21 protein-coding genes and 1 tRNA gene are annotated in these 18,891 nt (G+C 73.0%); 15 read left to right on the top strand and 7 right to left on the bottom strand.

The annotated features are described in order from the left end of the window. Window positions 1–145 precede the first annotated feature (145 nt). Window positions 146–1,804 (top strand): sensor histidine kinase, encoded by a 1,659-nt coding sequence (locus E3328_RS10870; protein WP_135364576.1) that lies wholly within the window; start codon window positions 146–148, stop codon window positions 1,802–1,804. 88 nt (window positions 1,805–1,892) lie between these two features. Beyond that, window positions 1,893–2,912: a tRNA 2-thiolation protein NcsA gene (gene ncsA / locus E3328_RS10865; RefSeq protein ID WP_135364575.1), complete on the top strand. Its 1,020-nt coding sequence runs from the start codon at window positions 1,893–1,895 to the stop codon at window positions 2,910–2,912. 324 nt (window positions 2,913–3,236) lie between these two features. Here the strand turns inward: ncsA and ftsZ are convergent, their stop codons facing one another. The 3 genes from ftsZ to E3328_RS10850 form a co-directional block, all read right to left on the bottom strand. Then, window positions 3,237–4,484, bottom strand: coding sequence for a cell division protein FtsZ (gene ftsZ / locus E3328_RS10860; RefSeq protein WP_135364574.1), 1,248 nt, complete (start codon window positions 4,482–4,484; stop codon window positions 3,237–3,239). Window positions 4,485–4,487: 3 nt separating this feature from the next. Next, on the bottom strand, window positions 4,488–4,676 hold the full coding sequence (locus E3328_RS10855) for a ribbon-helix-helix domain-containing protein (protein WP_006881776.1): 189 nt from the start codon (window positions 4,674–4,676) through the stop codon (window positions 4,488–4,490). A gap of 252 nt (window positions 4,677–4,928) precedes the next feature. Further along, window positions 4,929–5,528, bottom strand: a complete 600-nt coding sequence (locus E3328_RS10850; protein ID WP_135364573.1) for a double zinc ribbon domain-containing protein — start codon at window positions 5,526–5,528, stop codon at window positions 4,929–4,931. A 166-nt stretch (window positions 5,529–5,694) separates the two neighbouring features. Between E3328_RS10850 and E3328_RS10845 the strand changes: the two genes are divergently transcribed. Then, a tRNA-Tyr gene (locus E3328_RS10845) sits at window positions 5,695–5,768 on the top strand. Window positions 5,769–6,099: 331 nt separating this feature from the next. Further along, window positions 6,100–6,648, top strand: a complete 549-nt coding sequence (locus E3328_RS10840) for an SPW repeat protein (RefSeq protein WP_135364572.1) — start codon at window positions 6,100–6,102, stop codon at window positions 6,646–6,648. A 185-nt stretch (window positions 6,649–6,833) separates the two neighbouring features. Here the strand turns inward: E3328_RS10840 and E3328_RS10835 are convergent, their stop codons facing one another. After that, window positions 6,834–7,637 carry a formate/nitrite transporter family protein gene (locus E3328_RS10835; RefSeq protein ID WP_209452155.1) on the bottom strand — a complete coding sequence of 268 codons (804 nt, stop codon included), beginning with the start codon at window positions 7,635–7,637 and terminating at the stop codon, window positions 6,834–6,836. A gap of 103 nt (window positions 7,638–7,740) precedes the next feature. Between E3328_RS10835 and E3328_RS10830 the strand changes: the two genes are divergently transcribed. From E3328_RS10830 to E3328_RS10785, 11 genes are all read left to right on the top strand, one after another. After that, window positions 7,741–8,070: a hypothetical protein gene (locus E3328_RS10830; protein WP_135364570.1), complete on the top strand. Its 330-nt coding sequence runs from the start codon at window positions 7,741–7,743 to the stop codon at window positions 8,068–8,070. A 44-nt stretch (window positions 8,071–8,114) separates the two neighbouring features. After that, window positions 8,115–8,501, top strand: coding sequence for a hypothetical protein (locus E3328_RS10825; protein ID WP_135364569.1), 387 nt, complete (start codon window positions 8,115–8,117; stop codon window positions 8,499–8,501). 225 nt (window positions 8,502–8,726) lie between these two features. After that, window positions 8,727–8,900 carry a hydrogenase maturation nickel metallochaperone HypA gene (locus E3328_RS21985; RefSeq protein ID WP_167837378.1) on the top strand — a complete coding sequence of 58 codons (174 nt, stop codon included), beginning with the start codon at window positions 8,727–8,729 and terminating at the stop codon, window positions 8,898–8,900. Between the two features lie 252 nt (window positions 8,901–9,152). After that, on the top strand, window positions 9,153–9,782 hold the full coding sequence (locus E3328_RS10820; RefSeq protein ID WP_135364568.1) for an HAD family hydrolase: 630 nt from the start codon (window positions 9,153–9,155) through the stop codon (window positions 9,780–9,782). Continuing rightward, window positions 9,773–10,762: a CobD/CbiB family cobalamin biosynthesis protein gene (locus E3328_RS10815; RefSeq protein WP_135364567.1), complete on the top strand. Its 990-nt coding sequence runs from the start codon at window positions 9,773–9,775 to the stop codon at window positions 10,760–10,762. Before E3328_RS10820 ends, E3328_RS10815 begins: the two co-directional genes overlap by 10 nt. Continuing rightward, entirely contained in the window at window positions 10,753–11,589 is an 837-nt protein-coding gene (gene cobS / locus E3328_RS10810) for an adenosylcobinamide-GDP ribazoletransferase (RefSeq protein ID WP_246022966.1), read from the top strand. The genes E3328_RS10815 and cobS overlap by 10 nt, the downstream gene beginning before the upstream one ends. After that, a complete protein-coding gene (locus tag E3328_RS10805) occupies window positions 11,589–12,131 on the top strand; it encodes an NTP transferase domain-containing protein (RefSeq protein ID WP_209452186.1) in 543 nt (180 codons plus the stop codon). Before cobS ends, E3328_RS10805 begins: the two co-directional genes overlap by 1 nt. A gap of 83 nt (window positions 12,132–12,214) precedes the next feature. Continuing rightward, window positions 12,215–12,667 (top strand): DUF7992 family protein, encoded by a 453-nt coding sequence (locus E3328_RS10800; RefSeq protein WP_135364565.1) that lies wholly within the window; start codon window positions 12,215–12,217, stop codon window positions 12,665–12,667. Between the two features lie 122 nt (window positions 12,668–12,789). Beyond that, window positions 12,790–13,839 (top strand): aminotransferase class I/II-fold pyridoxal phosphate-dependent enzyme, encoded by a 1,050-nt coding sequence (locus E3328_RS10795; RefSeq protein WP_135364564.1) that lies wholly within the window; start codon window positions 12,790–12,792, stop codon window positions 13,837–13,839. Further along, a complete protein-coding gene (locus E3328_RS10790) occupies window positions 13,826–14,563 on the top strand; it encodes an adenosylcobinamide amidohydrolase (protein WP_135364563.1) in 738 nt (245 codons plus the stop codon). Before E3328_RS10795 ends, E3328_RS10790 begins: the two co-directional genes overlap by 14 nt. A gap of 63 nt (window positions 14,564–14,626) precedes the next feature. Next, complete coding sequence (locus E3328_RS10785) at window positions 14,627–15,301, top strand: cob(I)yrinic acid a,c-diamide adenosyltransferase (protein ID WP_135364562.1); 675 nt, start codon at window positions 14,627–14,629, stop codon at window positions 15,299–15,301. Window positions 15,302–15,397: 96 nt separating this feature from the next. On the opposite strand, the gene E3328_RS10780 is transcribed toward E3328_RS10785, so the two are convergent. From E3328_RS10780 to E3328_RS10770, 3 genes are all read right to left on the bottom strand, one after another. Then, the gene (locus tag E3328_RS10780) at window positions 15,398–16,177 is read right to left on the bottom strand and encodes a proteasome assembly chaperone family protein (RefSeq protein WP_167837364.1); all 780 of its coding nucleotides are present in this window, start codon (window positions 16,175–16,177) and stop codon (window positions 15,398–15,400) included. A gap of 122 nt (window positions 16,178–16,299) precedes the next feature. After that, window positions 16,300–18,009, bottom strand: coding sequence for a hypothetical protein (locus E3328_RS10775; protein WP_135364560.1), 1,710 nt, complete (start codon window positions 18,007–18,009; stop codon window positions 16,300–16,302). Continuing rightward, complete coding sequence (locus E3328_RS10770; protein WP_135364559.1) at window positions 18,006–18,830, bottom strand: ABC transporter ATP-binding protein; 825 nt, start codon at window positions 18,828–18,830, stop codon at window positions 18,006–18,008. Before E3328_RS10770 ends, E3328_RS10775 begins: the two co-directional genes overlap by 4 nt. Window positions 18,831–18,891: the final 61 nt, after the last annotated feature.

The following is an 18,891-nucleotide window of genomic DNA, read 5'->3' as shown; positions in this document are numbered from 1 at the left end:
GGAGTAGCCGCCCGAGGGGGAAAACGGTTTCTCGACGGCGTCGCCGCCGTCGCCAGCGCGGTCGCCGGCCCCCCGAACCGCCGCAGCTATCAGTGGTCGATCCCGGAGGCGCGGAGTTTTATGTGGGTATCGGAAACAGGTAGCTGTGCGACTCCGGACGCGGTTCGTCCTGGCGCTGGCGCTGGTGACGCTGGTGCTGTCGGCCACGTCGCTGGTCGGGTTCGTCCTCTACCGGGACGCGGTCGTCGGCCAGGAGCGGACGGAGCTGGCCCACTCCGCCGACTCCGTGGCGTCCCAGCTCGACGCCGTGCTCGCCGAGAAGGAGCGGCAGGTCCAGCTGTGGGGGGAGGCGCCGTCGCTGGTCGAGCACGGCTCTCCCTCCCAGGCGGCGCGGCTGCAGTCGTTCGTGGAGACCACGGAGTTCAGCGGCGCCTCGGTGATCGCCGCCAACGGGACGATGACGGCGCTGTACGCCGAGGGGCTCTCCGCGAGCGCCCGCGAGCGGGTCGTCGGGCGCCAGTTCGACGAGCGGACGTACTTCCGGCGGGCGATGGCCGGCGAGACGTACGTCAGCGACCCCGTCAGGGCGGAGACGGGCAACCTCATCGTGACGGTGAGCACGCCGCTGCGCCGGGCTGGCGAGACGGTCGGGACGTTCAACGCCGCGTTCCACCTCGACCGGGGGGACCTGGCGTCGATCGTCCGGGCGAACTCCGGTCCGACACAGGGGGTCCGGATCGCCGCGAACGAGACGACGCTGTACGCGGCCGGGCCGGTCGCGGGGACGGGCGCCGGGACGGACGCCGATCTGATCGCCGCCGACGAGACGGTTGAGGGGACGGGCTGGACGGTCTCGGTGACGACGACCCGGGCGGCCTTCGAGTCGCGGCTGTGGGAGGCCACGGTCGCGCAGGCGGCCGCGCTCGGGCTGGTGTTGCTGTCGCTCGCCGCGTTCGGCGCCTGGCTCTACCGCGAGTTCCTCGGCAACATCGAGCGGCTCCGGGACGGGTTCGGGGCGCTGGTCGCCGGCGACTACGGGTCGACCGTCTCGCTGACGGGCGCGACCGAGTGGACCGAGCTCGAAGGGGGGTTCAACGACCTGAGCGAGGTGCTCGCCCAGCGCCGCTCGGAGGTGATCGTCCTCAACCGCGTGCTGCGGCACAACCTCCGCAACGCGATGACCGTCGTCGTCGGCAACGCCGACCGCATCGCCGACCGGACCGACGACGAGACGACCCGGACCGAGGCCGAGCGCATCCGCCGCCGGGGCGAGTCGCTGCTGGAGCTGGCCGACCACGCGCGGGCCGTCGAGTCGTCGCTGGGCGCGCGCCCCGACGAGGTGGCGACCCGCCCGGCCGCCGACATCGTCGGCGACGTGGTGACGACGCTGCGCGAGGAGTTCCCCGACGCGGACGTGCGGACGACCGGCCCCGACGAGCCGGTCGCGGTCCCCAACGGGGACCTGCTGCTCGTGGCGCTGGACGAACTCGCGCGCAACGCGGTCACCCACAGCGACGCCCCCGAGCCGACGGTGGAGATCGGCGCGGCGGTCGACGGCGGGACAGTGCGGTTCGCCGTCGCCGACGACGGGCCGGGGATGCCGGCCGTCGAGCGGCGCGTGCTCACCGAGAGCTTCGTCGAGACGCCCACCCAGCACGGCGCGGGCCTCGGCCTCTGGCTGGTCACCTGGCTGGTCCACTGGGCCGACGGCGAGATCGATGTCGCGGTCGACGACGGCACGACCGTCACCGTCGCGGTCCCCTGCCAGCCCGACGGCGGCGCGGACGGATCGAGCGACGGGTGAGAGAGCCGAGCGGGGAGCGACCGGCGGCGAGCGCCTCGACGGGCGGGGAGCGAAACCCTGAGGGCCGTCGCCCCGGTAGGTCGGGGCGATGGACTGCGACAAGTGCGGGTCGGCGGCGGTGATGGGCGCCGCCTACTCGGGGCTGCACCTCTGCGAGGAGCACTTCTGTCGGACCGTCGAGACCCGCGTCCGCCGGCGCGTCCGCGAGGACAACCTGGTCCCGCGGTCGGCGACGCCCGACGAGCCCGAGACGTGGGTGATCGGCCTCTCCGGCGGGAAGGACTCGGTCGTCCTCACCGAGATCCTCCACGACACCTTCCGCGAGGACCCCCGGATCGAACTGGTCGCCCTCTCGATCCACGAGGGCATCGAGGGCTACCGCGACGAGTCGATCGAGGCCTGCGAGGAACTCACCGCGGACCTCGACCTGCGCCACGAGGTCGTCTCCTACGCCGAGGAGTTCGGCGTCCGGATGGACGACGTGGTCGAGGACGACCCCGAGGGGATGGCCGCCTGCGCCTACTGCGGCGTCTTCCGCCGGGACGTGCTGGAGCGGTACGCCGAGAAGCTCGGCGCCGACAAACTGCTGACCGGCCACAACCTCGACGACGAGGCCCAGACCGCGCTGATGAACGTCTTCGAGGGGGACGTCGAGCAGATGGCCAGCCACTACGACGCCTCGCTGGGCCCGTTCCCCGAGGAGGACCGCGACGGGGAGCCGGTCGACCCGCCCGCCGACCCGACCGAGCGGCCGCGGAACCCACAGGACCACCACGTCCCGCGGGCCAAGCCGCTCCGGGACGTGCCCGAGAAGGAGGTCGCGCTGTACGCCCACCTCCGGGACCTGCCCGCCCACATCACGGAGTGTCCCCACGCCGAGGAGGCCTACCGGGGGGAGGTCCAGCAACTGTTGCTCGACATGGAGGACAACCACCCCGGGACGCGCCACTCGGTCATGGCCGGCTACGAGCAGTTCGCGGCGCTCGCGGCGTCGGCGTTCGGCGGGAGCGACGCCGCCGACTACGGCGAGTGCGAGCGCTGCGGCGCGCCCACCGGCCGGGACGTGTGTCGGAAGTGCGACTTGCTGGACGCGCTGGAAGCGGTCTGACCGCCGCTCCCGCGCGGGTCGCCGCCCCCGTGGGCGCTCGTCTGTCGTCGTCTCCACCGTCGGACACCGTGTGACGATCGGTGCGGCTCCGGCTGTCGGACAGCCACGGTGGGTCGGACACGACCGTCACACGCCCGCGAGCCGGTCGGCGTCGTCACTGGCCGGTCGAAAACGGAAAGAGAGAGTGGGTCGAGCGGTCCCTGGAAACAGTGGAGGGGTCTCCAGCGGGTCGACCCGGGAGCCGTCATACGGTCGATTGTACGTCGTTTCCGGAGTTCCCCGGACCGCCCGGCGAACCACCGGAAACAGTTACAGCCGACCGTATCAGTCCGGGCGGATGACGTCCAGCCCGTTGTTCTTCTCGAGGTTGTCGCGGCCGCCGTCGGTGTGGCCGTAGTCGGGCTCGCCGCCCGAGCTGCCGCCGGCACCGCCGCCCATGCCGCCGGAGTCGCCGAACTCGGTGTCGACGTTCTGGCTGGCGTCGAAGGTGGAGTCGTCCACGTCGTCCACGTCGTCCAGCGCCTGGCGGGACTTGTCGGCCTGCTTCTGGGTCGTCGGACCGAGGACCTGCGCGGACTTGACGCCGGTCATGATGGCCATGACCCGCACCTTGCCCTTGTACTCCTCCTCGATGCGCGCGCCCCAGATGACGTTGGCGCTCGCGTCGAGGCGCTCGGTGATGTTCTGCGCGATGCCCTCGGCCTCCTTCAGCGCGAGGTCCGGGCCGCCCGTGATGTGGACGAGGCCGCCGGTGGCCCCGCGGTAGTCCACGTCGAGCAGCGGGTGGTTCATCGCGTCTTTCACCACTTCCTCGGTCTTGTTCTTGTCCTGGGTCTCGCCGACGAGCATCACCGCGACGCCGCCCTGGTTCATGATGGCGGTCATGTCGGCGTAGTCCAGGTTGATGAGCGAGGGCTGGGTGATCGTCTCCGAGATGCCCTTGACGGTCTCCGCGATGATCTGGTCCATCACGGAGAAGGCCTTGCCGATGGGCAGGTTCGGGACGTAGTCCAGCAGGCGGTTGTTGTCCAGCACGATGATGGAGTCGGCCTCGCTGCGGAGGGTCTCGAGGCCCTTCTCGGCCTTGACCGTGCGGGCGCGCTCGACGTTGAACGGCGTCGACACCATGCCGACGACGATGGCGCCCTGGTCTTTGGCGATGTTCGAGACGACCGGCGCCGCGCCGGTGCCCGTCCCGCCGCCCATGCCGGCGGTGACGAACACCAGGTCGGCGTCACCCAGGACTTCCTCGATGGTGCCCTGGGCCATCTCGGTGGCGCGCTTGCCCATCTCGGGGTCGCCACCGGCGCCGAGGCCGGAGGTCAGCGACTTGCCGACCAGGATCTTCGTGTCGGCCTCGATCATCTGGAGGTGCTGCTTGTCGGTGTTGATGGCGACGGTGTCGGCACCGTCGACGCCGATGTTGTACAGGCGGTTGACGGTGTTGTTCCCGGCGCCACCGCAACCGACGATGACGATCCGGGGGTCGCCGAAGCCGTCGCCCTCCTGCTCCTCCATCTGGTTCTGCTCGGCCTCGTCCCGTTCGAGGGCCTCCTTGACGATGTCCTGCATCGTTCAGGCCCTCTGGAAGCTGCGGCGCTTCCGTTTCTCCGACGGGCGCTCCTTGCTCCCGTCCTGCTCGTTCAGTTTCTCGCGGACGGCCGCCCGGATGGCTTCGCTCCGGTTGGGGTACTCCCCCGTTTCGACCATTCGCTCGACCTCTTCGATCTGCTGCTTCGGAATCCGTAGTGTCACACGCTCCATGTTTGATGTTCCCCTTTGGGTAAGACGGCATCCGCGGACGCGGTCGCCCGTTCGTCTTACACGGTGGCTTCGAACGCCCATCCGGCGTAATCGCACGATGGCGCGGGTCACACGTCCGCGCCGCGGCCCGTGTAAGACGACCGTCTTACGCAAGAATTACATCCGGGTGCAGGGTTATAAAGGTAACGGCGAGCGTCATACACTCGCGCGTTTACGCCGTTTAACGGTCTGTGGGTGGCGTTTGCGGCGTATTCACGGCTGATCGAGCACGTCCGCTGCGGGGGTGCGGCGGCCGCAACTGGGGCAGAAGGCCCAGTCCGACCGGAGCTCGTCGCCGCAGTCACAGAAGACGCGGTGGGACGCCTTCTCCCCGCAGTTCGGGCAGTAAACGTGCCCAGCGGAGACGGTTTCGCCGCATTTGGCGCACGAGCGTTCCGCGTCCTCGGGCGCGTTTTCGCCCGCGTCCGCGCCTGTCTTACGACCGGGGTCGGCGTTGGACGCCCCCGTCTCTGGGGCCGGTGAGGCGTCCGCCTCGGCACTGCTCGCACCGGCGTTTTCGCCGTCGAGAGCGATGTTTACGTTGATGTCCTGCGGCTGGCTCGGCGTAAACGCGCCCTCCAGCCGGTCGGCGACGATGGCGTCGACGCGCTCGGCGATGAGGTCGTCGATGGACTCGCTCGTGTCCGACGCCTCCGCAGTCGAGGTCGGCGTCGGCGACGCGCTCGGCCGCGCGTCCGACGCGTCGCCGAGGTACTCCCGCAGGGCCTCCCGCATGATCTCGCTCTTCGAGGCGTCGAACTCCTCGAGTCGCTCGATGAGGTCGTCGTCCGCGCGGAAGGTTATCTTGCTCATCCGGCTCGTCCGATCCGTCGTCGCGCGGGTATTTCAATCTTCCCGGAGTGTCTGACGCGTGTCTGTCGCCGCGGGTGTCCGCCGCCGCGCGTGTGGCTGGGTCACTCTCCCACCCCCGCGGCGAGTCAAAACGGTTAAGTCCGACACGGCGGCTACCTTCGTGTGCCCGCCCTTAGCTCAGACTGGTAGAGCAGTCGACTGTAGATCGACTTGTCCCCCGTTCAAATCGGGGAGGGCGGACTTGTCTTCCCGTTGAACCACGACAGACAGCTACGCATCTGTTTTCGTGGGCAGTGGGCCGGCTACTCCCGGAACCGGGTTCGGGAAAACCGGCCCGGTTTGGGGAGTTCAACCGGATACAAGCCGCGGGTCCGTGCTGTCCTGCGAATCCTGTGGCCGAGGAGGGGTCGGCACGAGTCAGCGCGCGCCGAGCGAGCCCGCTAACCCGCTCGACGAGCCGTCGACGGGCCCGCTCGGCGGTCCGGGTTCTCGGGCGGTCGACGCGTCAGCGGACCGTTTCGCACACAAGCTCTCCGCTTTTGCGGGTTCGGACCCGAGTCGGGAGGGAATCATGAGCGACCGAGACGACGACACCGCGGCGTCAGACAGGGACGGCCCGGGCGTGTCCGACGGGGACGACGCGGGGTCCTACGGGGGCGAGCCGGACGACGACGTGGGCGCGGAGGGGGACCGCGACCAGCGAGCGGCGGGCGTCGACACCGCGGAGCCGACGGTCGACACGAACCCGGCGGAACACGGGACGTGGGTGTCGCTGGCGACCGCGCTGCTGGGCGCGTACCTGGTCGCGTCGCCGTGGCTGTTCGCGCTGGAGTTCGGCGACACGATGGGGTTCAACAGCGTGGTCGTCGGGGTCACCCTGGCGCTGCTGGGCGGGTACAACTACGCCCGCCGGGCGGGCGAGCGCCTGGGGAGCGTCGCGGCCGCGGGGTTCGTCGGTCTGCTCGGGCTGTGGCTGCTCGTCTCCCCGTGGCTGTTCGAACTCGACCCCGACGCCGCCGTCGCGTGGAACTACGTCGCGACCGGGCTCCTGGCGGGCGTCCTGGCGCTCTACAGCGGCTACGAGGCTCGGGACACGGACGTCGAGGCGCCGGCCGAGTGACGGGCTCGGGCCGTCGGCCCGGGTCGGACCGAGCGATCCGGGGGGTTTTCCCCGACCAGTCCTGAGTTCCCTGGGGTTGGCGTCTGCCAGCTCACCGTGATATCCCGGCCGCCGGCGCGCATCCGACCCCCGACCCCTCCACAGGCGCGCCGGCGGACTCCGGGTATCAGGGGCCGCACTCGCTGTCACTCCTCGGATTCCCCGGACTCCCCGGCGGTGTCGGCGCCCATCGCCTGTGTGACGTGGGTGACGGTGACGAGGCCGAGGCCGCCGACGAAGTTGCCGGCGGTGACGACGGCGGTCAGCGCGCCGAGCGTCCCCCAGCCGACCGCCGCGCCCAGCAGCCGTCCGAGGACGAGATGGAGGACGGAGACGACGACGTGGTCGAACGGGCCGAGCGCGAGCAGAAAGCCGACGGCGTAGGCGAGCCACAGCCGGCTCCCGTCGCTCCGAACCGAGACCACGAGAAAGGAGAGCAGGCTCACGAGCGCGCCGCCGGCGACGCCGCGGGTGAACCAGGTGTGTGCGGGCCGGTGTGCGGTCTCCTCGGCGAAGCGCTGGAGCGCGTCGGCCCCGGCCGGGGGGATCGCGCCCTCGACGGCGAACACGAGCGCCAGCAGGCCGCCGCCGAGGAGGTTGAAGACGAACGTGAGCGCCCACAGGCGGAGCAGCGACGGCAGCGCGGCGACGCCGCGCTCGACGGCGGCCGCGGCCGGGTCGGAGAAGTTCTCGTTGAACAGCTCGGTCTGGCCGGCGACGAGAAAGACGAGCCCGGGCGCGAAGGCGAGCGCGCCGGCGACCTTGGCGGCGTGGCCGACGGCCGGCTCGACGAGCCCCTCGACGATGCCCAGCGCGACGATGCCGAACAGGACGGTAAAGCCCGCGATGAAACTCGTCGAGACGAGTTCGAGCGCCGACTGGTCGAGCCGACGGTCGCCTTCCTCGACGGCCCGGTCGAAGATCTCACCGGGTGTCAGCTGCTTGCTCACGTGGCCGATTGGGCCCTCGGCGGGAAAAGCCGCGGGTCGACCACTGCAGCCCCTTGCGAGCGCGCGCCGCGACCGCATCCACGGCGCTCCCGTAGGGCGGGCGATGCGTAACCAACTGCGCGCCGCCCTCGGGGCGGCCGTCCTCGTCGCGCTCGCGGTCGCCGCGGGCTGTGGCGCGCCGGGTCCGAGCGCGACCGAGATCGAAGACGAGGAGACGCCGACGACGGCCGACGCCGTCGGCGCGGAGTCGCCGACGACCGTCGACAACGACGCGGGCGCCGAGCCCGTCAACCCCGGCGTGGGGACCACTTCGGCCGGGACCAGTGCGACGACGCCCGCCGGGACCGTCACCCCCGGGGAGGACGGCGACCTGGCCGCGACCTCCGACCGACCGAACGGGACGGCGACGACTGGCGGGTCGGACGGTGCGTGACCGGTCGCCGCCGAGCGTAAAACCCTGGGACCCCAAGCCGAGGTATGGACGAGATCGAACTCGGCCAGGCGACGATCGTCTACGACGACCCGGACGAGGGGACGACCGAGCTGACGGTCGACAACGAGGAGGTCGTCTACGCGCGCGACCACTGGATGCTCCGGTCGGGCAGCGACGACGACGGCAACGACCTGATGAAACAGATCCCCAGAGATCGGGTCCACTACGTCGAGCGCAACGTCGAGCGCTTCGAGGAGGAGGCCTCGACGGTCCGCCACCGCGTGGAGTCGTTCGCCAGCGACGTGCGGGAGAAGCTCCCGGTCGGCGGCGACGGACAGCGCCGCCACCGCGGCGACCGCGGGGACGACGACGGCCCGACGCGCGTCCCGGTGACCGAGGGCGACGACGGCGAGGGGTCCGACGGGGCGTGACCAGCGACGCGGTGCGGACGGCGGCCCCCGCGGACCGCGCCGCCGGCGTGCGTCGGCGGTATCGGCCCGTCGCGGTGCTCGTTGACGGGGTCGATCGGCCTTCAGGCCCCGGTCGACGGGATCACGGGGTAGCGCGGATTTAGGCCGGGACGGGAGCGTTTTCGGCGGGTGTAAACTATCCTCGCTCTTTTTAGTGGGAGCGGTCCTGTGATCGGTGTGGTCACGATGGGCGTCTTGGAACGGGCCAAACGCGCTTCAGGGCTGTCGAAGTCCGAGGCGTCGCCGTACCTGTGTCTCGCCTGCGAGACGCAGTTCGACGTCCAGTATCACACCTGTCCGGTCTGTGGGAAGTACGACATCCGACGGGCCAAGTGGGTGAACGCGGGCGGCAGCCGCTGACGACGGCCGTCCGGACGCCTCGCCGACAGCCCAGGCCTGCCCGAAGCCGGGCGCGCGGCCCACGACCCATGTGACCCGGGGCCGAACCGGCCCGCATACCCCTTATTTATCGCGACCCTCGTCGCAGAGCCGCCGGTCCGCCGGTCACGGACCGGGACGGCGGTCGGCACCCGAGCGCCCGCCGCGTCCCGCGGTCGCCGCGGGGCTGAACAGTCCGTATCGTTCAAGGTGCGGCGGTTCGACGGGGGGTTCGTGGCAGTCTCCGTCGACCTGTTCGGCACGCTCGTCGCCGTCTCCCGGCCGGCCGAGCCCGCCGACGCGGTCGCTCGCGAACTCCGCGAGCGCGGCGTCGCGGTCCCCGACGACTGGGCGACGGCCTACCGCGAGCCGCAGGTCACCGTCGAGGCGGGCGCGGAGCTCCCGCTGTCCGAGCACGTCCGGGAGGCGCTCGCGAGCCGCGGCGTCGACGCCGACGCAGAGACGGTCGCCGCGGCGGTTCGCGGGGCGTTCGACGGGCCGGTCGAGACTCGCGAAGGCGCCGAGACCGCCGTCGCGGCCGCCGCCGAGCGCGGGCCGGTCGGCGTGCTCTCGAACTGCAGCGTCGCGGGGCTGGTCGAGCGGACGCTACGGCGGTCGGCCCTCGACCCCGACCGGTTCGACGCGGTCGTCGCCAGCGTCGACTGCGGGTACCGCAAGCCCGACCGCCGCGCGTTCGAGGCCGTCGCCGGGGCCCTGGACGTGGCGGTCGCGGACCTGGTCCACGTCGGCGACGACCCCGCGACCGACGGCGGCGCCGAGGACGCCGGCGCGCGGAGCGTCCTCCTGACCGACACCGACCTGGCGGACCTCCCCGGGGAGCTGGAGGCGATGGGATGTCGCTGAGCGCCGGCGCGGTCGGGCTTGCGCTCGCGCTCGACGCGGCCGTCGGCGAGCCGCCGACCCGCACCCACCCGGTCGCCTGGTTCGGCCGGCTGGTCGGACCGCTGGACCGCGCGTGGGCCCACCCGCGGGTCGTCGGTGTGCTCGCGACGGTCGCGCTTCCCCTCGCGGCGGCGTTGGCCGTCGGCGTCGCCGTCGCGGGAGCGGGCGCCTGGCGGCCGGTCGCTGGCGCCGTCGCCGGCGGGGTCGCCCTGTTCCTGACGACGAGTCTCCGGCGGCTGCTCGCCGTCGCCCGCGAGGTGACGGCGCTGACCGAGACGGACCCGGAGGCGGCGCGGTCGGAGCTGCGCGCGCTGGCCGGCCGGGACGCCGCGGCGCTGTCGCCCGGCGAGGTGCGGAGCGCGGTCGTCGAGAGCGTCGCCGAGAACCTCGCGGACGGGCTGGTCGCGCCGCTGGGCGCGTTCGCCGCCCTGGCGGTCGCCGCCGACGCCGTGCTGTCGGCGGGGCCGCTGTCCGCACCCCCGGCGAGCGTCGACCCCGCCGTCGCGGCGGTCGCGCTCGGCGCGGCGGGGGCGGCGTGGGTCAAGGCCGTGAACACGATGGACTCGATGCTCGGCTACCGCTCGAAACCCGTCGGGTGGGCGCCCGCGCGGCTGGACGACGCCGTGATGTGGCTCCCCGCGCGGGCGAGCGCGGTCCTGATCGCCGCCGCGGCGCTGTCGCCGGGGTCGCTCCGCGCCGCGCACCGCTGGCTCGACCGCGTCCCCTCGCCGAACTCCGGGTGGCCGATGGGGACCGTCGCCGCCGCGCTGAGCGTGCGGCTCGTCAAGCCGGGCGCCTACGACATCAACGCCGACGCGGCGCTGCCGACGGTCGACGACGCCGAGCGGGCGGTCCGCCGGGTCGGGCTGGCCGGCGGACTGGCGTACCTGGGTGCGGGCGCGGTGACGTACCTGACTGGGGGGGTGGTCACGTGGGTCTGAGCGGCGGACTGACGGCGGTCCGCGGCGCGCTGGGCTTTCTCTCCCGGCTGCCCGTCGGCCGCGACGAGCGCGCCTGGGAGGCGTTCCGCCGGGCCCCGTGGACGCTGCCGGTCGCGGGCTACCTGCTGGGCGCGCTCGTCGCCGTCCCGGTCGCGGTCGGCGTCGCCGCACCCGTGCCCGCGGTGACGGTCGCGCTCGCGTACCTCCTCGCCGTCGTCGCGCTGACGGGGATCAACCACTTCGACGGCGTCGCGGACCTGGGCGACGCGGCGGTCGTCCACGGCGACGCCGAGCGCCGCCGGGAGGTGATGGGCGACACCGTCCTGGGCGTGGGCGGGACGCTCGCGCTCGCGGCGGTGGTGGCCGGGCTGGCGCTCGCAGGGACGGGACTCGCGGCGCTGCCGGTCGCCGCCGCTGCGGGGCTGGTCGTCGCCGCGGAGGTCGCGGCGAAGGCCGCGATGGCGATGCTGGTCGCGCTGGGTTCGGCGGCCCACGACGGCTTCGGCGCCGCGGTCGCCGACGAGACGCCGCCCCGCGGGCTGGTCGCCCCGCTCGCGCTCGCCGTGCCTGCGGTCGCACTGACGCTCCCGTCGCTCGCGGCCGCCGCGGCGCTCGCGAGCGCCCTGGTGGTCGCGGTCGCGCTCCTGTGGTGGGCCCGCGAGCGGCTGGGCGGCGTGACCGGCGACGTGGTCGGCGGGGCGAACGAGCTCGCGCGGGTGGTCGCGCTCCACGCCGGGCTGGTCGCCTGGCGCGCGGACCTCGCGACCCCCGCGGCGCTCGGGGAGTCGGTGGGGCTCGGGGAGGTGGTCGCGTGGACGCCCTGGTGATCTGCGGCGGGAAGGGCACCCGACTCGACTACGACGGCGAGAAGCCCCTCTTTCCCGTCGGCGGCGAGCCGATGGTCGACCGGGTGCTGGCGGCGCTGGCGGACAGCCGGGTCGACCGCGTCTACGCCGTCGTCTCGCCGCACGCGCCGGAGACCGCGGCCCACGTGGACTGCCCGACCATCGAGACGCCCGGCGAGGGGTACGTCGCGGACCTGCAGCACGCGCTGGCCGACGACCGGGTCGACGGGCCGGTGGTGACCGTCGCCGCGGACCTGCCGCTGCTGGACGCCGAGGCGGTCGACGGCGTCCTCGACGCCTACGAGTCGGGGTCGCTGACCGTCGCGACGCCGACCTTCCTCAAGAGCGCGCTCGGCGTGAGCGTCGACACGACCTTCGTCCACGACGGCGAGGAGCTCGCTCCGGCCGGGGTCAACGTCGTCGGCGACGGTCCCGACCGGACGCTCGTCCGCGACGACGCGCGGCTGGCGGTCAACGTCAACCGCCGCGAGGACGCCGAGGTCGCCGAGCGACTCCTGCTCTGAGACGGCGACGGGCGGTCGTCCCCCGACTGGGGTCCCGGTCACGGGTGGGAAACCCTCAATGGGCTGACCGCCGAAGGTGGGGTATGTCATTCGACCCCGAGGTGCCCGACCCGCCGAGACTCGACGCCGCGGAGGACCCGGGCGACTACGACGCCGTCGAGGAACCGGAGGACCGACCGGGCGAGGAGGGTCGCCGCGAGGCGCTCGCGGAGTTCCTCGAAGAGGGCGCCTGGGAGGACGGCTTCGTCGAGTGGGCGGACCACACCTACATGGACGACGACCAGTTCGAGGCCGCCCGCGCGCTGGGCCTGCTCGACGCCCTCGATTTCTACTGGAACGAGTCGGCCGGCGACGTGGGGTATCTCGCGCCCGAACTCGCCGCGGACCTTCCCGAGCCGTGGGACGAGCGGCTCGACCGGAGCGACCGCGCCGACATCGAGGAGGCGCTGGACGAACTCGGCCGGACCGTCAGCGAGGTGCTCGAAAATCGCTACGTCGACCGCAGCTCCGAGGCGTTCGGCTACACCTGGGAGTGAGCGGGACGGCGGTAGAACCCGAACCGCCGCTCGCGGGCGTCCCGATCGCCTGTGTGTGCGATGTTCCGGATCGGCTGTGACCGGAGCGGGAGCTTCTTGTCGCCGCTTCCCGACCCCTCGGTATGGACAACGAGGCGGTCGCGCGGCTCGCCGGGAGCGGGGTGGTCCACGGGAGCAGCGACGACCCCGACGCGCTCGATTTCAGCGCGAACGTCAACCCGGAGGTCCCCGACGGCGTCGCCGAGACCTACGCGGGCGCGCTCGACGACTCACGGACGTACCCGCCGGAGGACTACCCCGAGTATCGGCGGGCCGCGGCGCGGTACGCCGACTGCGAGGCCGGCGACGTGGTCCCGACCGCGGGCGGGCTGGCGGCCATCCGGCTGGCCGTCGCGGTGACGGTCGACCCCGGCGACCGGGCGCTGGTCCCCGCGCCGACGTTCGGCGAGTACGCCCTCGAGGTCGAACTGCAGGGCGGCGAAGCGGTGACGGCCGACCACGACGCCGTCCCCGGCCGCGACCCCGGCGAGTTCGCGCTCGCGATCCTCTGCAATCCGAACAACCCGACCGGCGACGCCTACGAACCGGGGGCCCTGGCCGACTTCGCCGACCGCTGTCGCGCGGCCGGGACGCCGCTGCTCGTCGACGAGGCGTTCCTGGGATTCACGGACCGACCGTCGCTGGCGGGCGAGCCGGGCGTGGTCGTCGCGCGGTCGCTGACGAAACTGTTCGGGCTGCCGGGGCTGCGGGCGGGCTTCGCCGTCGCGACGGGCGAACTGGGTGAGCGGATCCGCACTGCGGCGATCACCTGGGGGCTCGGCTGGCCGGCCGCCGCCGTCGGTGCGCACTGTATGGACCGTCCGGGATTCGTCGCGGAGACGCGCGACCGCGTCGCGAGCGAGCGCGAGCGACTGCGGGCGGCCTTCGATCGGGACCCGCGGTTCTCGGTGTACGAACCCGAACCCCCGATGGAAGACGCGACCGCGCCGTTCCTCCTCGTCGACTGCGGGAGCGAGGAGAGCGTCGAGGAGTTGCTCTCGCGGGCGCGGGCGGCCGGCATCGAACTCCGGGACGCCCGGTCGTTCGCGGGGCTGGACTCGCACGTCCGGGTCGCCGTCCGGACGGCCGACGACCACGACCGCCTGCTGGGGGCGCTGGATGTTCGAGAGTGAGGTGTCCGCGGGCGTGTTGCGGGTTCGGCGGCCGGACACCCGCTGGCTCTCGACGGGCTTCTCGGGCGGGTACCGCCGGGCCGACGCCGCGTACAACTGCACGGTCCCCGAGGGGTTCGACCGGACGGACCTGGCCGCCTACGTCGCCGAGCGCCGCGAGCGGGCGGGCTTTCCCGACGAGGGGCCGGCGATGCTGACCGGCGTCGAGGTCCGCCACGCCCGCCGCGCCCGCCTGACCGGCGTCGAGGTCGTGGCGACCGCGGGCGTCTCGAACCCGGCCGCGCTGCCGATGGGTGACGGGGTCGAGGCGGAACCGGAGGACGCCGCGATGCGCTCCCGCAGCGGCGACGATCCCCCACGGCCGGGGACGGTGAACCTCGTCGTCGGGACGACGCGGGCGCTGGAGGAGGGTGCGCTCGCGACGCTGCTGGCGACGGCCGTCGAGGCCAAGACCGCGACGCTGCTGGCCGAGACGGGCTTCACGGGGACGACTTCCGATGCGGTCGTCGTCGGCTCGGACCCGGCGGGCGAGTCTGCGGCGTTCGCCGGCAGCGCGACGCCCGTGGGGCGGGCCGCCCGGGTCTGCGTGCGCGACGCCGTCCGGGCGAGCCTCGCCGCGCGGTACGAGGGGGCCGACGGAGCGGCCGTCCCCGAGAGCGTGGGGACGGCCGAGTACGGCGCGGTCTCCGACGGCGAACCGACGGTCTCGCGGGTCGACAGGTAGTCGGCCTGGGACCGGGATCGCCGTGTCGAAGCGGCTACGACCCCGGGGGCCGTCGAGCCGGGTATGAGCGACGACGCGTCCGGCGACGGAGCCGACCGTAGCGACCCGCTGGAGCCCCGACCCATCGAACCGGCGGCGCCCGAGGAGTTCGGGCTGACGCAGGTCTGGTGGGGCGACGGCAAGGGCAAGACGACCGCCGCGATGGGCATGGGGATGCGCGCGGCCGGCCACGGCTACCGCGTCCACATGCTCCAGTTCATGAAGGGCGGGACGAGTACTGTGGAAGACGTGCGCGGCGAGTACAACGCCATCCACGCCCTGCCGGGGTACTCCTACGAGAACAGCGGCCACTACGGCTGGCACCGCTTCCACGACGGCACCGACGACGACGAGCACGCCGCCCGCGCGAAGGGCGGGTTCGAGCGCGCGAAGGAACTCGTGGCGGCCGCCGGCGAGGCCGACCTGTCCGCGCCCCTGCCGCTCGACGGCCCCGCCGACGACGGCGTCCACATGCTGATCCTCGACGAGATCTGTTACGCGGGCAACCGCGGCCTCGTCGACCCCGACGACGTGCGGGAGCTGGTCGAGTCCAAGCCCGACGACCTGGAACTCGTCCTGACCGGGGGGCACGAGCGACCGGCGTTCGTGACCGACCTCGCGGACCTGGTGACCAACGTCCGCAAGGAGGCCCACCCCATCGAGTCGGGCCACAGCGCCCGCAAGGGCACCGAGTACTGATACGGATTATTGCAAGCGTTTACCGGACCGACCCCACGCAATCGTGCGGTCGATCCCGGACTGTCTTGCAATAATCCGTATGACGCGGTTTCGAGCCTACTGGAACATGCTCGGTTCGTCGTCCTCCGGCGGCGGGCGCTGGAAGCCCTCCTGGGCGTCGACGCGCTGCATCTGACGGGCCATCTCGGCCATCCCGGCGGCGAGCGCGTCCGCGCTGGCTTCGAGGTCGCTCGTGTCGAACGTCGCGTCGACGACGGGTTCGAGGCCCTCCCGGAGGAGCGCGCTCGCGGCGGCGGGGTCCGGGCGATACGGTTCGACGCCGACGACGAGGGCGACGGCGGGGACGCCCTCGCGGACGCAGGCGTCGACGATGGCCCCCGTCGGACCGCCGATGGTGCCCACGCCCGGCGCGGGCGGGACGCCGGCGTCGCGCAGGGTCCGTTCCAGCGAGTCGGTCGTGGCGACGGCGGTCACCGCCGCGTGGTCCTCGACGGACTCGTAGGGCGCGCCGATGGGGATGACCACCTGGTCGCAGCCGTCGGTCAGGTGTTCGACGACGCCCTCGGCCAGCGCGCCGAACGAGCGCGGGGGGAACACCAGATCCGACAGCAGCGCCGTCACGTTCGCGCCCTCGCCGCCTTCGCCGGCGTACACCCGGACCGACTCGCGGACGCGCCCCTCGGCGTAGGTGGCGACGTGGGGGAACCGTTCCGAGTCGAAGTGGCCCCGCTCGGCGAGTCCGAATTCGTCGGCGACGTGCTCGACCGCGATGACGCCGGCGAGCCCGAGCCCTGGCAGGCCGACCAGCACCGTCGAGCCCGCGGTGTCGAGGTCGCGGCTCGCCTCGAACGCCGCGGGTTCGGGTCTGTGTGTCATACTGTGGGACTCGGCGCCCGGCCTCAAGAGGACGCTGCGCGCGCAAGCCGGGTTGGGGCGACGGCTCGCGGGCATCGGGCGGCGGTCGTCCGCCGTCTCCTGCCGTCGGTCGCTCGCGTCGCTCACGCCAGTTCGTAGCCGTCGAAGGTGCGGACGGCGTAGCGATAGGAGAGGGCGGGCAGGAGCAACAGGGCCACGAGCGCGACGGCGCTGGCGTAGTAGAGCGCGGTCGTCGAGAGGGTCACCTGCGCCGAGAGGGCGAAGGAAGCGACCGCGGCGACCAGCGCGACGCCGAGTTCGCGGGCGCCCTCCAGGCCGACGAAGACGGCGGCGACGGCGGTGACGACGACGTGAGCGCTGAAGAGGACGAACGCCCAGGGACTGGGGACGACGGCCTCCATCGAGCGGGTGACGTTCGTCGCCTCGAAGCGGGGGAATGCGGTCCCGATACCGACCGAGAGGCCCGCGGCGACGACCATCGCCACGGGCGAGAGGCCGACCAGGATCGCCGTGTTCCGGGCGCCGACCGGGCTCAACAGGGCGGCGACGGCGACCAGCGCGGTGCCGGCCGGGATCACGACGACGAGGCCGGCGAGGACGTGCGCGAGGACGAACTTCCGGCCGGTCACCGCCGAGAGCAGCGTCGTGGCGAGCACGGATCCCTGGTCGCCCAGCGGGTTGAGCGTGAAGACGACGCCGCCGGCCCAGGCGACGAACACGAGCAGGCCGTACGGGAGGTAGGCGGGGATCTGCCCCGTCTGGACGATGTCGACGAAGACGCCGGTCGCGAAGAACAGGGGGTAGGCGGCGTACATGAGCTTGAGCGGGGCGCGGGCGGCCCGGCGCCACGCGAGGACGACCAGCGCAGCCGTCGGCCGGTCGACGACGGCTTCGAGCCGGCGGGTCAGCCAGTCCTCGTCGGTCGTCGCCGGGGTGACCGCGTCCGCGATGGTGTCGGACTCGGCGGGTTCGTCCTCGTCCTCGCCGGCGAGCGCGGGGTCGGCGAACCAGTGGCGGTCGGCGATCGCCGTGCCGGCGGCGACGGCGACGGCGGCGAACGCGACCGTGGCGGCGACGACCGCGCCCGCCCGCGTCGCGTCGAGGGCCACGTTCGGCAGGCCGACCAGCGCCAGGTCGGCGTACCAGCCCATCGGCGAGGCGGCCATCGGGTCGAACAGCGCGGCGATGGCCTGGTTGAGCGACCCGCTGACGATGGCGGCCATGTAGAGGACGAAGACGAGGACGATCAGCCCGTTCTTGTGCCGGGCGACGAACGGGAAGCGGGTGACGACGTGCCGGAGGGCGAGTCCGAGGGCGTAGGCCGCCGTGACGACGGTCGCCCCCCCGAGCGCGACCGCCAGCGGGACGCCCGCGGCCGGCCAGAGCACCCCGGTGCCGAGCGCGAGGCCGACGCCGGCGCCGACGGCGGGCAGCAGCGTCCAGAGGAGCAGGTATACGTACTCGCCGGCGACGTGGCCGAGGTACGCCTCCGGCGTCGGGACGACGGTGAGGACGCCCTCGGCGTTGGTGAGCGTCCCGCGCTGGCCGACCGCGCGGACGCCGAAGACGACGACGGTGATCACCCACACGACGCCGGCGAACCCCCGGACGGCGACCGCCGTCGCCGTCGGGATGAACTCGAGCGACCCCGCGGCCAGCGCCTCGCCGAGCGCCCGGCCGCCGTAGACCCCGCCGGCGGTCAGCCCGAGCATCAGCAGGGCGTACAGCCCCACGGAGACGACCGAGGCGAGTCGCCTGTCCGGGTCGGTCCGCTTGCGGAGCATCCGCCGCACGTCGATGCGGGTCAGCCGCAGGCTGTGGCCGAGGTTCATCGCTGGGAGTCCGGCGCCGTCGCGTCCCGGTCGGCCGCGCTCGCCCCGGTCGCCGTCGCCTCCTCGGCGTGGTCGGTGGTCACTTCGAGGAACACGTCCTCCAGCGACCCGGCCTCCCCGCGCTCGGCGCGCTGCTTGAGCCGGTCGGGCGGCCCCTCCGCGACCAGGTCGCCGCGGTGGAGCACCCCAACCCGGTCGGCCAGCTCGTCGACGACCGGCAGGATGTGCGTCGAGAGGAAGACAGTCGTCTCGCCGCCCGAGAGCTCTGCGATGAGGTCCTTGACCGTGCGGGCGGCCCGCGGGTCGAGCCCGCTCGTCGGCTCGTCGAGGAACAGGACGGGCGGCTCGTGGATCACCGTCGCGATCAGTCCGACTTTCTTGCGCATCCCCGTCGAGAAGCCCTCCAGTCGGCGGTCGGCCTCGCCGGCCAGCGAGAAGCGGTCGAGGTAGCGGTCGATGCGGTCGCGGGCCCGCTCGCGGGGCACGTCGTGGAGGGCGGCGACGTGGCGCAGCTGCTCGCGGGCGGTCAGCTCGTCGAACAGCGGCGGCTCCTCGGGGAGATAGCCCACCACCGAGATCAGCTCCCGCCGGTCGGCCACGTCGATGCCCATCACCCGCGCCGACCCGCTGGACGGCCGGGTGAGCGTCGTCAGCATCCGCATCGTCGTCGTCTTCCCCGAGCCGTTCGGCCCGAGGAAGCCGTACACCTCGCCGCGGTCGATCGAGAGGTCGAGGCCGTCGACCGCCAGCACGTCGCCGAACCACTTCGTCAGGTCCGCCGTCTCGATCGCGGGCCCGTCCGGGGGACGTTCAGGGGACATACTCGTCCTTTCACGCGTCCAACCCTTATGTGATCGGTCGGACGGTGACCGGGCTGTCTCC

Source organism: Halosimplex halophilum (assembly GCF_004698125.1).
Lineage (GTDB): Archaea > Halobacteriota > Halobacteria > Halobacteriales > Haloarculaceae > Halosimplex > Halosimplex halophilum.
The sequence above is the reverse complement of the archived record's forward strand: the minus strand, read 5'-3'. Positions and strand labels throughout refer to the sequence as shown.

Coding starts and splice junctions, on each gene's coding strand:
- ncsA (WP_135364575.1), top strand. CDS start 1,893: ATGGACTGCGACAAGTGCGGGTCGGCGGCGGTGATGGGCGCCGCCTAC.
- ftsZ (WP_135364574.1), bottom strand. CDS start 4,484: ATGCAGGACATCGTCAAGGAGGCCCTCGAACGGGACGAGGCCGAGCAG.
- E3328_RS10855 (WP_006881776.1), bottom strand. CDS start 4,676: ATGGAGCGTGTGACACTACGGATTCCGAAGCAGCAGATCGAAGAGGTC.
- E3328_RS10850 (WP_135364573.1), bottom strand. CDS start 5,528: ATGAGCAAGATAACCTTCCGCGCGGACGACGACCTCATCGAGCGACTC.
- E3328_RS10840 (WP_135364572.1), top strand. CDS start 6,100: ATGAGCGACCGAGACGACGACACCGCGGCGTCAGACAGGGACGGCCCG.
- E3328_RS10830 (WP_135364570.1), top strand. CDS start 7,741: ATGCGTAACCAACTGCGCGCCGCCCTCGGGGCGGCCGTCCTCGTCGCG.
- E3328_RS10825 (WP_135364569.1), top strand. CDS start 8,115: ATGGACGAGATCGAACTCGGCCAGGCGACGATCGTCTACGACGACCCG.
- E3328_RS21985 (WP_167837378.1), top strand. CDS start 8,727: ATGGGCGTCTTGGAACGGGCCAAACGCGCTTCAGGGCTGTCGAAGTCC.
- E3328_RS10815 (WP_135364567.1), top strand. CDS start 9,773: ATGTCGCTGAGCGCCGGCGCGGTCGGGCTTGCGCTCGCGCTCGACGCG.
- E3328_RS10800 (WP_135364565.1), top strand. CDS start 12,215: ATGTCATTCGACCCCGAGGTGCCCGACCCGCCGAGACTCGACGCCGCG.
- E3328_RS10795 (WP_135364564.1), top strand. CDS start 12,790: ATGGACAACGAGGCGGTCGCGCGGCTCGCCGGGAGCGGGGTGGTCCAC.
- E3328_RS10790 (WP_135364563.1), top strand. CDS start 13,826: ATGTTCGAGAGTGAGGTGTCCGCGGGCGTGTTGCGGGTTCGGCGGCCG.
- E3328_RS10785 (WP_135364562.1), top strand. CDS start 14,627: ATGAGCGACGACGCGTCCGGCGACGGAGCCGACCGTAGCGACCCGCTG.
- E3328_RS10780 (WP_167837364.1), bottom strand. CDS start 16,177: ATGACACACAGACCCGAACCCGCGGCGTTCGAGGCGAGCCGCGACCTC.
- E3328_RS10775 (WP_135364560.1), bottom strand. CDS start 18,009: ATGAACCTCGGCCACAGCCTGCGGCTGACCCGCATCGACGTGCGGCGG.
- E3328_RS10770 (WP_135364559.1), bottom strand. CDS start 18,830: ATGTCCCCTGAACGTCCCCCGGACGGGCCCGCGATCGAGACGGCGGAC.